This window comes from Diplocloster hominis, from assembly GCF_032380655.1.
GTDB lineage: Bacteria > Bacillota > Clostridia > Lachnospirales > Lachnospiraceae > Diplocloster > Diplocloster hominis.
On the sequence record NZ_JAWDIY010000003.1, the window covers coordinates 126,351 to 139,848 of the forward strand.

A 13,498-nucleotide genomic window follows, 5' to 3' on the forward strand; every position below is an offset into this window, starting at 1 on the left:
ATAGGAAGTTAATTTCCCGTATTACAGATCATAAAACTACGATATATTTTAAATTTCTACGTTTCAGCAGGTTAAAACGTCTTTGGAAATACATATACAATGGAGGGATTTTATATCATTTCTAGATTTCACAGAATATACAAAAAGAAAGCACCTCCTAAGAGATGCTTCCTGTCATATAATATTCGCTGACATCATCAAATTGTTCCGACAGTTTTTCGGATAGCGGTGTGGCATATGGAACATTCAGGATAGGGCCTACTTCAATCATCGTCTCCGGAAGGATCGGTTTTTCCAGTATATGGCTGCCGACTATGGCAAAACCGGTTAAAATCGGCGGATGAAATATCAATCCTTCATTTATTCCAATACAAGATCCGGGTTTTCTGAAAAATGTTTTAAGATTACGATCGGATCCGTCAACGATTCATTTACAATGGTTACACCCTCACGTGCCGCTTTTTCTGTCACAAAGAATTCATCATTTGTCAATGCCCCATAACGGATCAGCGCCGGTGTATCCATATCCCATACGCCAAATTTCCCATGTCCTTGAAGACAGATGATACCGTATGGCGCCGCATCCCGGATCCGGGCCGTTCTCCCCGGCAATATGGTCAGGCGTTTTGCGCACACGGAACTGCATTTATAACAGATCCATTCCTCGATGTATCCATCCGCCGTCATATCTTCCAACGGTCGTACCGGTACGGGCCGCATGTAGTGTTTTTTATGGAAATCCGGATCTACATTTTCTTCCCAGTCAATTACATCCAGAAGATATTCATAATTCCCCTTTTCTTCCGGCGGCGTATTTTTCCAGAGAAGTTCTTCCTCTATTACCTGTCCGTTCAGAAGTACCGACTGGTACATAGCGTATACATCTGCTGCGAACTGGGGTTCATAAGTACAAAGGCTGCCCGGTGCATGCAGGATTCCCGGCGGCACATCAAACCCTGTATCCAGTTCCAATTTATAAGCTCTTGATAACCCCAGTAAATTATTATCCCCCTTTGTAAACCTTCTCAGGGAATCCAGCACTTCCTCCTTCGTTGTTTCCGGATGAAATCCAAAAAAGGTGAAGGGGAATTCGCCCCCGTGATTATTCAGTTGGGAAGGGAAAAAATACATTTCCGGTTTGCCGCAGGCGCCAACTCTGGCCGCATGCTTTTCCCTGTGATGAACATGATGGGGAAGGGGACCTGCGTTATCAAAAAACTTTGAAAACATTGGCCATCGTCCGTATTTTTCCCATAAATGTTCGCCTATTACCTCTGCCCCCAACAGGGTTACCGCATCTTTTAACAGAACTTTCTCTTTCCCTTCACGGTCAACCGTAATATAACTAAGTCCCTCATCCTCCGGGGTACCCGGGCCGTTTTCAGCCCATGTAGTCGACGCGAACCACCGTTCGTCGATTCCACCGCGCTTTGGCCCAAGAATATAGTAATCATCCGGATGCAGTTTAATTCTTTTTCCAGGTCTACAGAAGGATCTGGGGACCCATGTCGGTGTAAGCCTGAGAATTCCTTTTCCATTCTCTAATGCCTGTAATGCCAACTCTTTTTTATCCATTACTGATTGCCTCCCTTAACTTTATTTAAATAAAAATAACATTCGTATTGTTCTAATGCATGCTTTTAGATGCAAATTCTGTATATTCCAAGTGAAGCATTCAATATAACAGCTTTACCCAATAGTATGTTTGCCATGGCTCCAATTTAAAAGTCAACGTGTTCCCATTTCGTTGATATCTAAGGCTGGTCCTTATGTTTTTCGTATCATCAATCAAAATTGCATCCGTTGGAAGCATCTTTAAGTCTAATGTTATACCTGTTTCTTCGCTTGCCTTAACCAATTCCAATCTCTCATTGCTGGCAAAAATCCAAAGATCGCAATCTTTTTCAGCCTCAACCCGAAAATTGTTTGTCTTGTATCTTTGCCTGGCCAACGCGCGCAAAGCCACATCTTGATTGCGCAATTCCAGATAGCACTCCCCAGGGTTCACCTGCTTAGTAGATTTTATGGAAAGGTTTCCCTTAGAAGTTTCCATATTATTCTCCACGATCTTTTTTATATACAGATCTTTCATAAACATTGAAAAATCTTTCAAGTATTGTCCTGCAGGTTTGATCGACCCATCGAATCGTACGCAACTTCCATTGATATCATCCGCTGTTTCGCTGTACGATACATCTTTATCTAACCACATAGCCAATTGTTCCGTCCATTGCCAAGGTACATATCCTGCCATACCCGTCTTCAACGTTTCGAGAATAGAGTACCGCATCGCATCTTTCCGCTTGTATTCTTCCTCTGGCAAAAGATGAAACATCATCCAAACTTCCTGCAATAACTGCGGAATTCCGCTTTCTATTGCAACATCTGCCACATCGCTAAAATACGCATGTGGAGCCATGTAGTCTACAACCTCCTCAAAATCGTCTCCAGCTTTCAACCCACCGACAGTAATAGTGTGATCATCTCCCAGATCTCTGATATATCTTACTATCGATTTTGCCCAATCCCAAGCTTTTTGTATAAATATATTTCCATGTGGTTCCAGTTCTACAGGTTCATTAAAAATATCCCAGGAAATCCCCCTTACCTTTTTGTATCTCGGAATTACTAATTTCAAAAATTCCTTCTGACATTCCACCGCTTCTTTTATTTGCAGAAAATCAACAAGGTCAATCCAACCACGCGGATCCCCCAACTCTTTTGGACGAAGGGTAAGCAGGTCCCCCCCATATATCATCCCATATTTTTGACATAAGTAAATATGCGCATCCAGCGTCCTAAGATGTTTTTCCACAGGCAAGTACGATTCTCCCAAATGTTTGTAATGTTCCGGAACCTCACCGTATTTATCCATATAAAAATCATAAAACCATTTCGGATGATGATAATGTATCCTGACATATCGCATACCGCATTCCGACATCTGCTTTAAGTCGGCATTCAGCTTTCCAATATTTGGTAACGCCCACATTCCGGCGTTTTGATGGGAATCATAATAGTTGCATCCTACTAGAAACATCTTTTCGCCATCTATTTTGAAATACCTGCCATCAGTTTCCATCACTGGCCCGGCTTGTACAACATCATCATTCCATACAACAAATCCGTTCTCAGCTTTTGATACAAGCGTGCTGCCGTTATATACCTTCATCACAACAGAATAAACATCATCATGAAAGGAATCCGGCATCCAGAAAACTTCGCCTTTCACCGTTTCTCCAGGCAATAGGATATGCCTTTTGTGCTTTACAAAAGAATCTTTTTCACCTGATATCGATAGTTCAACAGTAATCAGCGATTTCTCAGTAGAAAAACTATGGATAGAATAGTGTATCCCCACAGCTTCTCCCTGACGATAGCACGCAAAATTTGGCTGTACATGACGTATTATGATTTTATTTTTACAAAATAGTACCGCTGCCTTCACCAGCGCAGAGAAGTGTTGATTTTGCGGATGAAAAAAGGCTCCGTCTTTATTCGATGCAAATAAACATTGACGCGATCCGGTTTCCCAGTTTTGTGCAAAGCAAATTGGAGTATTAATATGCCGATCCATAATATCATAGCCCGCCACAGCTTCGTAATTTCTCGTCACTTCGTATCTTTCTACAAACGCTGATCCCCAAACAGGTGTAGGCGCAAGCTTATTGCTTGTTGTATTAAATTTCGCACCATATGCCAACCAGTCACTTTCTTCAAGAGTTTCTTCCTCTCTAAAAATAAAATCGTTATCAAATTTTACTATGCAAGGGATCACATCTGCTTTTACCGGACGTATCCCTATTTTGGAAATGGTTTTACATAGATAGGAATATGAATCCGTATCATCATTTGGTGGCGTAGTCAATATTCTGCTTATTTTTTTCTCTTCCATTAACAAATCGGATGAGCTCATAATTAGCGCCCCTCCCTTATTCTGATAATATTGAATGAAGGGATAGTCATATTCGCTTATATGATATAGATCCGGAATAATCAGCAAGTCTATTAGACTATGGTTCATACACTCGTATGACCTCAAAAAATATTCGTCCACAATCTCGATATAATTATCGGAATCCTCTCCCAATATCTGTTCTAACGCACTTACTATCAGATTGTCTTTTTGTCCTGATTTATAAATTGCAATATTGAATTTTTTCGATCCTTGCAACGTTTCTATCACTTTATTGATATCGCGCATATTGCTCCTCCTGGCCTCATGTTAATATTAAACTAAATTAGGGTTGTAAATGGTTCATATGGTATTGCGAACCTTTACACAATGTGTTGCCGCATCAACAGAAACAAACATTCATCTTCAAATAGATTTTTCGCCTGATAAATTTTTAAAAGTTTTAAATATGATTTTTCATATCGTTCGCCTCATTCGCAATTTCATTATCTATTTGGGAATTATATATATCACCTACCCCTATGGCGAGACAGCCATTGTTTTGTAACGTTGAACTGGGTTACTAAAAAATACGGAGTAAAATTTCACAGAATCTTTCATCCCACTAAAACAAATATTTATTGTTTTCATCAGTGTTACATTTCTGAGCTATAAAGACTATTATATATGTCGCATCTATTATTTCACAGAGCAGAAAGCTACGAAAACTTTTAAAATACTACGATTAGATGGGTTTTATAGAATACACCAAAGAAAGCATCTCCTAAGAGGTGCTTCCTGTTATATAATATTCGTTGATAGATGTAATTCTCACGCTTTCCTAACCTTCACCCCGGCCGGAAGATCCAGCTTCGTCTTTAACTCATTCCCCTCCCGATACAGATTCACCCGGATATCTCCCCGTGGAGTCGGTATGCATCCAAAGGCGAAGGACAGTTCCTTCGGAAGACAGGGGCTGAACCATATTTCGTCAAATCCCGGTGCAGCTGGAGTCACTCCCAGTATCTTCGACGGCAGCTGATAGGTAGGTATTCCGCTGAAGGCATGAGAGTAATCACAGTCAAAGCCGTACCATACCTCCTTAAGGGAATCCGGATTCTCATCCAGCAGATCCTTCCATCTGCGGATCTGTCCCAAACCGTACTCTTCGAACATACCCGCTTCTCCCAGGGCTTCCAGCACAAAATGCATAAAATAGGGCTGTGCCTGGCTAAGTGACGGGTCTTCCAGTACCCGCAGCATAAGCTCCCGTTGTTTTTCTTCCGGAACGATATGGTAGAGAACGGTCAGCGCATTCATATGCTGGCTGTAAAATTTCCGGTCCACGTCAGCCGGCATCCATTCCGTATCCTGCATGGACAACGGATCGTATCTCCCATCTAAAAATAACCCTCGTTCTTCGTCCCATAGATTTCTGCGTATCCCCTCCGAAACGCGCTCGCTTAAAATCCGGTAAGAGCGAATCCGTTCATACCGTTTTAACGGAACAGCTGGAATTTCTTGACGCGCAGTGTTCTCTTGTTCCATCAGTTCAAGCATTGCGGCCGCGTCGGTTAGCGCTCCTGTAAACAAGGCGCTCATGTATCCTTGTCCCATACATTTGGGCGGATGATGCCTGGTCCATCTGTCCTCTTCCACCCAATCCATGAACATGTAATTCGGCGCATTCTCAATCAGTCCATTCTCCCCCAGATAAGATGCAAACAGGTCCAATATTCCGGCCACTGCATCTTCCGTAATGTACAGCATCTCAAAATCCCCTGTATGCATGACATATTCACGGATCATACTGACGAATATCAGGCAGAAACTGGGATGGAACATACGGTACTCTCTGCTTTTAAGGTAGCCGGCTATCTTTTGGATATCGAACCGAAGCAGATACGGGTCAGCGAAGGTATAATAGTTGATCAGTCCATGTATCCGGTAGTCGGCCATACAGCCCATGGGTTCCTGATGAACGGGCGAATCCATGTGATAGGTGTTTCTGCAGATGTGCAGCGTCCGCATACCGCTTTTATAGATCTGTTCAAATAAAGGATCACTGCATACAAAATCACCCCGGACCCGGGTAGGATATACACACGCATTAATTCCTGCCTCGCAGATCTCTAGGTCCTGCCACAGATTCGATATGGATATCTGAATATAGCGGACGCTGTACAGCGCCAGTGATTCGATACATGCTTCCCCGTCTCCCAGGGTCAGAATCTCCGTATCCTTTCCTCCAACCTTGCCTGGATACAGCTGCCCGGCTTTGCCCGGGAATTCCTGCATGTGCAATACGATCTTAACCCCCCTGGCACCCTTAAGCCGTAAAACATAGTAGGCCGGATAGATACAGCCGAAATCCAGCCAAAGACAGATCGGGGCCCCCTTCTTTACCGTGATGCTGGAAAAATCATCGGAATACCTCACCCTGTCCTGAAAATCAAAAGGGTTCAAAATTCCTGTCGGTGAAATCCGATGATAGGACAGGTGCGGAATAGGGGCCGCGTACAGCTCAGGGAAAAAACCGCTCTCCAAAATCACTGCGTTTTCCCATGTTTCGTCCCGATATCCTTCCTCTGTCTCTTCCGGCGGATTCGCTCCATTCCACTCTCCCTGGTCCGGATAAGACAGATCCCGGGAACATTTCCATGAATCGTCCGTGGCGACCGCGGGAATCCGGCCGCTCCCGCAAACCAGTTCTGCGAGCAGGCCCCCGTATCCGCAGGATATATCTGCCGCAGCCAATACCCCCAGATGAACCCGGACCGTAATCGTGTTCTCTCCTTCTTGGATGAACGACTCCACCCGATACGCCTCATAGCATTTGTATGGGGCGCTCTCACAGTTTCCATAATCTCCCCCCAGCTGTGCGCTGCCTCTTCCCACTGCCATGCCATTGATGTAGACCTTATAGGCGGTATCCGCCGTAATGTATAAAACGGCTTCATCAGGAATCCTCTCACATTTCCATCGTTTCTGAAATAGAAAAACGCCAAAGGTATCTGTCCCTTTGCAAAACGCTGTGGGTTGACAATTCTGGTATTTCGGCCAAGTCTTTTCCGATACCCAGATCCACTTAGCAGTCCACATTCTCTGCCTTTCCGGCAGACTGAAATCTTGCGCCGCCCTGCTCAGGATCATACCGTTCTCTAAAACTGTGTCCTCTTTGCATTCATGTGGAATCTGTAACTTATTCATGTATTCGATCTCCTCTCCCTGTCTGAAATTTCCTTTTTATATCAGATTTGCTGTCTGCAGGTTTGGTCTAAGAATAGCAAGTATTCTCTGAGAAATACACAGAATAAATACCGAATGTATTTAATATTCTACGATTACATTCGTTAAATGTCAGATAAAAAGAGGGCTCGGTTTTTAATTACGTGTGATTTTATTGATTTTACTTAAAAAATTGCACATGATAGAATTGATCCAAAGCTTGGAAAGAGCCGAAATTTTTACAATAAATTCCGGCTCTTTCCTATATTTTACCTTATTTTAGATCTATTTTTCCGAAACTTCCAGATCGCTGCTCCAGATCCTGCTGCTGCCGCACACACAAGGATCAGAATCCATAACATCAGCGGATTGTCATCACTGGTCTTGGCTCCCACCGCATTACTTTGTTCGCCGCTTTGCCCACTGCTGTGATTTGAATCCGAATTCTCATTCTGAGTATTCTTATTGTCCTGAGTCCTTCCCTTCAGCCCGGCTGCCGCCTTCTCCAGATTCTGCCTGGCTTGATCCACCTCAGCCTGTGATGCATCCTCCTTTGCCAGAACCGCTTTCGCATCCGCCAGTGCCGCATCCCATGCCTTCCAGCTGTCCTCTGTATAATCTCCCTGTTTTTTGTCTTTATTTGCATAGATGAGATTCTCAAGTGCGGATTTATCTGCCTTTATAACCGGCGGCTGTGGCTGATCCTTTACGATTGTATAGGAAAAAGCGGCAACATCGCTGTCCTCCATATCTTCCTTTAACGCGATCGCGCGGATGGTCATGGATTCGTGTACTTCAATTCCACTCACATATTTTTTACTGTTCCCATCAGGCATCTTTCCGTCGGTAGTATAATAAATCTGTGCTCCCGCCGTCTTGGTTGCAAGTGTTACCTTTTGTGATTCAGCATAAGTTCCCGGTGCCGGCGACGCGCTCACACCAGCCACTTTCTCTCTGGGAGGTTCCGTCTGTGATTTCCATCGGGCGTACACACGGATATCCCCAACCGCATCAGCCGCGATCTCTGTTACCTGGTTTCCACCCGTGGATGAGTCATACCATCCCTCGAAATTCTTTCCCTCCTGGCGGATCGGTACAAGCTGATAAGCAGAGCCCGGCACATAATAGTCTGAATTCTTGTTGACTGCACCATCTGTGCCTTCATAAGTAATCGTATAAGTTGTCTTTTTCGTACCGTACACAAATTTTGTAATCTCAAGATACTTGCGGGAAGCGTCTAATTTACTTACGATTTTAATCGTATGGCTACCGCTCTGCCTGCTGCTCTGTCCGTTTTCTGCGTCCCATCGGAACAGTTTCACATCCTCCTGGCGCTCTCTTGTCATGTCCACTGTCTCCTGGAGTTCACCGTCGATATACACCTCTCCAGCGCCGTGATCAAGGCCTGTTACACCGTACCACTCTATAAAGGACCCTTCAAAATTAAAAGTCAGGCTTGCCGCGTTTTCCGTCGTATAGTAGCCGGGGTAGTTAGGTGTTCTCTGCCACTTTCCGGTTGTCTCGGAATTCATTGCCGTGGGCACCGTTTCTGTTCTGATCTCTTTCGCCGGCGCACCATCGGTAAGACGCTCTACCCGGATGATGGTATCCAGCTCATCCCACTCTTCCTGATCCGCAAGTGTGACCTCATACCCATCCTGAATGGGTACAAACTTCACCTTCGACGTGCTTCCGTCAAAATGAAGGCGGACCGCATCTCCTCCCAGTACACTGCCATCGTCGGTATCCGGCAGTATGAAAGTCTGATCGGATGGTTTATAGAGAAGATGCAGATATACATACTTGCTGTCGGCGGATTCTGTGGAAACTCCCCAGCCTTTCGAATCCAGCGGGCCTCTTCTGGGCATTTTATAAGCTTTGCCCGCGTTGGTATCCTTGATCGTTTCCTCCACATTTTTTATATACTTCTGATAGACCGCCTTCATATTCTCATAAAAGTCACCCGCAAACAGATTCCCGTTGGTCTGTTCACTCTCGGCCCCCGGATAGACTCCCGTGGCCACGGCGAATCCGCCTGATCGGGATGCCGCTGCCTGCCCAACCAGATAGCGGAACATCTGCTCCTGGGTATACCTGAGGTTCTGGTCTTTCGGACCGGTCCACCAGCTTCCCACTACCAGAGCAGCAGCCTGATCTTCCAGAATCGTCGGGTTGAACGGGTTGTTATCACCATTCGGGATATGATTCAGTTCCCAGGACCAGAAGTCCGTGTTCGCCCAAGTATGGTTCGGGTCATATTCATTACCCAGACTCGAATTCGATACGACTACAAGTCCCGGATCATAGGCGCGCAGCGTCTCATTAAATCTATCCAGATCTATAAAGGGTTCCCCGTGTACCCTGGTATGTTCATACATTCCATCGAACCAAAAACCTTTGATTTTTCCCTGGTATCTCTTGCACATCTCATCATATAATTCATTTTGGAACTGATTCCAGGTCTCATGGTCACCATCTGCATCACCGCCGCAGTCATTCCAACCGGTCAGCTCCTTATCTTCCTCCGTGAAGTCGTGTCCATCCACCGGGTGTGCATACAGATGCAGATCGATCCCGTATTCCGCCAGCGCCTCATATAACTCTTCAATCACATCCCGATCGGAATAGGATTTCCATCCTTTTTCACTTCTTCTGTCATCCCTCCAGCGTTTGTTGACTTCACTGGGATATAAGGTGACCGCATTATAATGCATGGATGTGAATATCACGTATTCATATCCCATCTCATGAACTTCTCTTGCAAATTCCCGGGCATTAAAGCTGTCAGCCAGGACATCCACATCATTCACTGCTATGCCATTGGTATCTTTCGTCAGCCGGGGCACATAATGTACAAACAGTCCGTATTTCTGTCTGGAATATTTTGATTTTGCCGCGTCAATCTCCGACTGGGTCATATCAGGGACGGTATATTCTGCGGATATGGGAACCTGTAACGTCACATCTTTCGATAAATCCTTCTCCTTCCAGGTGACCTGATAAGTGATCGACAGTGTATCACCGGGTTCACCTGCCGCCGGACGCTTAAGCAGCTTCGTTCCAGCCTCGTCCAGATAACCTTGCGGACTGGAAGACCGGTATGTGACTTTATATCCCTCAGGTACCTTCGGAAGGGATACTGTATTTTCGCTGCGAAGGGGTTCATATACGATTAGAGATTTCAATACTTTATCAAAAGCAGCCTCATCCAGGGACGGGTCCTGCTTTCCCCAGACTTTTACATAATCCACCACTCCGGTTGCGGCTCCCATACATGCCAGACCAAAGTATCCTCCCTGCCATTTTGTATCTGTAACATCAATCGCCGGATTCTCCTGACCGTTAAAATATATTTTTATATTTCCACTGTCGGCTGAATACTTAATGCGAACTTTAACCATAGTGCCGGGCTGATAGTTTTCTACCGGGACATTGGTAGCCAGCGCCGTTTTCCCGTTTCCATCCGCCCGCAGCAGGTCTGCCTTTCCGTTCGCCCGGATATAAAACAGGTACCCAGTCTTGTCCCAATTACTTACGCCTTTGTCAGCCATCTGGAATTGGAAACCGATCCATTGGTTCTTACAGCATGCCGAGTATTCATATACCGTATCCCCTTTTAGGAACAGGTTATCAATGGCGGGCGATGCCTGGAACGCGGCAGTTCCTATCGATAGTTTTCCATCCGTGATACTCCCGGTTCCCTGTATCAATTGCCATGATGACAGATCCCCGCTAAAGTCCTCCTCAAATATCGGCTTCTTCTCAACTGGCTCCTCAACTGCTTTCTTTGTGGTTAGCAGGCGGTAAATCTCCACATATTGGTTTCTGGAAAGTTGGTTTTTTGTATCCTGTACTACTATTTTGATGGTATGGGATCCAGGTGACAGCTGATTCGATTTATAAAGTAATATATCTGTTCCCCGGTCAGCCGCATAACAGTCTACCTGGGTCTGATAATTCCCGTCGATATAGACATTGGCAATCCCATGGTCGTCACCCGTTATTCCGTACCATTCTATATAATCAGCCTCAAAAGAATATTCCATAGAGGCTCCAGCCTGGGTAGTGTCACAACTCTTCGTACCTGCTCTTAAGTTCCAGGATCCTTCTCGTGTTATTTCGTCACTGTTTCCATAAATTGTGGTTATAGTAGGCATGGGCTTGATCTCGAACACGGCGCTGTCCATAATCGTAGAATCGCTTTCGGAGACTGCCGTCACCTTGATTTTGCCGCTGGTATTACCCGTAACTAAGATCCCCGGTTCCTCTATCCGTGCAAGTTCTGTCGGATTTCCATCGGAATCCGTTACGCTCCATTTCACTTCTTTATTCGAGGCATACTGTGGTTTTATTCCTGCATTCAGAGTAAGTCTTTTATCCTTTGGTATATCAAAACTGCCGTCAATTCCATTTACGGTGATTGATTTAACAGGATACACTTTTTCTGCGGTATCCCCCGACAACTTTGCTTTTACCTCAAACAAAAGTTCCTGAGCTGTGGTACCCGTGGTACCGTCATCCCATATCTCGATATTCAGGGCCGCAGGTATTTTTCTTTCTTTCATCTCATTAATCTTAGCGACAACAGCATCCGATGTTAGCCAGCTATGCACTTGGATCGGTTTATTTGCCTGATGAACTCCCCATTGTCCATCCGTAATCTGAGGCATAGCCACCTGAAGCAGCCCTTTTTCCTTTCCAGACTGCAGTATTCCGTCTTTCGTATCAGTATTTTCCGCCCAGCCGCCTTCGCCAAAGACCATGTCCTGGAAAGAAGTAGCGGAGGGACCGATCCAGCTGTTATATGAGACTATTCGTTTGTTATTGCCTGTTTTTGCGATCGGAGCCATTTCTTCAAACGGGCATGGCCAGTAGATACAAGCATCGTCGAAGAACCAACCGTCCAGATTCTCGCCTAACTTCGTTCCAACTTCTCCGATCACCTTTTTCCAGTTTTCCACGAAAGTCGATTTGTCTCCTCTTCCTGTATAATGGTGATTCTCGGGAAAATTCTGGTGTGGTCTCCACCCTGGATCCTGGTGTACACCATGATGATAGTACAGGTAAAAATCAATTCCCCGTTTTTTACATTCTGCGGCAATCTCTCCTACCAGATTCCGTTCTGTTGTATAGTCTTGATTTCCCATGATCTCATCCACCGCATCTACCGGCATCTGCATCCGGGATTCCCACCAGGTCAGTGACCAGATGATAAAACCGGCACCGCTTTCCTGTACAAAATTGACGAAGTTTTCCACATCAAATTCGTTGGTAGAAGTTTCCATGTCTTTTTTATCCCCAAACTCCGGATACCCCCAGACTCCTGCCTGGAAAAAGAGTCCGTATCCGCTTTCGCCAAACTTCTTCAGCTGCTCGGCCCCCTGCGCCCGGTAAGCAGCGATCCGCTCTTCATACGCTGCCTTGTCCGCTGAGGGAATCATTTCTATTGCCCGGACCTGAGCCGATTGAGACTGTGCAGATGTTTGTTTCAGTGTGATCTCACTGGTTCCGGCCGGGATCGTAATCGTCCCGAATTCCAGGATTTCCCACCCATTGAATGGCTTTGTATATTCTGTTTCAGAAATCGTCCTACCGGCCTGGGTTACTGTTAATTTATATTTGCTATTCTGACCCGCATTTATTGACAGCCATACAAAATATTCAACTGCTTCTTCTTTCCCTGATTCTACCGTCCATTTTATAGAATCCTCGGATGGATTCTTACCGAAATTATTGTACCAGAAATATTTCGGCCATCCATAATCGGCCGCTGTAATTCCACTGCTCCGTTCGGCAGAACCTACGGACAGCATCTCCAGATTATCGATCTCCTTGTCCGGATTGAGCTGATACACATACTCCGGTTTCGACGCTTCAATTAAATCATTTGCGTGGTTCGTCTTCTGAATGCTGACCGATTCGCTTTTATTCAGCTCTGTATCCATGCCTTGGGTATCCTTAGGTGTTGTTTCCGGCGTGTCTTTATCTCCGGTGACCTCCGGCGTTGTTTCCGGTGTGTCTTTATCTCCGGTGACCTCCGGCGTTGTTTCCGGTATGTCTTTATCTCCGGTGACCTCCGGCGTTGTTTCCGGTATGTCTTTATCTCCGGTGACCTCCGGCGTTGTTTCCGGTATGTCTTTATCTCCGGTGACCTCCGGCGTTGTTTCCGGCGTGTCTGTCGCCGTGACCTTTTCCGTGTCGGCAGCCGGCATCGCCGTACCAGACAATGGCAGTATTGTAATTGTCATAATGACGATTAAGAAAGCGGCCATCCATTTTCTCCAGCGCTTCATCTTTTAATCCCCCTCCTCATGATCTGTTGTTGCCTGTTTCATCCCATTTTCCCCAACTTCCGGTATAGTATAGAGCTGCCGC

The 13,498-nt window shown here is 45.4% G+C and carries 5 protein-coding genes; all 5 read right to left on the reverse strand.

Annotated elements, in window-relative coordinates; all coding sequences use genetic code 11:
* Positions 1-157: 157 nt before the first annotated feature.
* The 5 genes from ABC831_RS04090 to ABC831_RS04110 all read right to left on the reverse strand — a co-directional run bounded on the left by ABC831_RS04090 (position 158) and on the right by ABC831_RS04110 (position 13,416).
* A complete protein-coding gene (locus tag ABC831_RS04090; protein ID WP_343246971.1) occupies positions 158-352 on the reverse strand; it encodes a hypothetical protein in 195 nt (64 codons plus the stop codon).
* Between the two features lie 8 nt (positions 353-360).
* Positions 361-1,575, reverse strand: coding sequence for a hypothetical protein (locus tag ABC831_RS04095; RefSeq protein WP_343246972.1), 1,215 nt, complete (start codon positions 1,573-1,575; stop codon positions 361-363).
* Between the two features lie 100 nt (positions 1,576-1,675).
* Entirely contained in the window at positions 1,676-4,204 is a 2,529-nt protein-coding gene (locus ABC831_RS04100) for a glycoside hydrolase 5 family protein (RefSeq protein WP_343246973.1), read from the reverse strand.
* A 522-nt stretch (positions 4,205-4,726) separates the two neighbouring features.
* Positions 4,727-7,105, reverse strand: a complete 2,379-nt coding sequence (locus ABC831_RS04105) for an alpha-L-rhamnosidase N-terminal domain-containing protein (RefSeq protein WP_343246974.1) — start codon at positions 7,103-7,105, stop codon at positions 4,727-4,729.
* Between the two features lie 287 nt (positions 7,106-7,392).
* The gene (locus tag ABC831_RS04110; RefSeq protein ID WP_343246975.1) at positions 7,393-13,416 is read right to left on the reverse strand and encodes a chitobiase/beta-hexosaminidase C-terminal domain-containing protein; all 6,024 of its coding nucleotides are present in this window, start codon (positions 13,414-13,416) and stop codon (positions 7,393-7,395) included.
* Positions 13,417-13,498 lie beyond the last annotated feature (82 nt).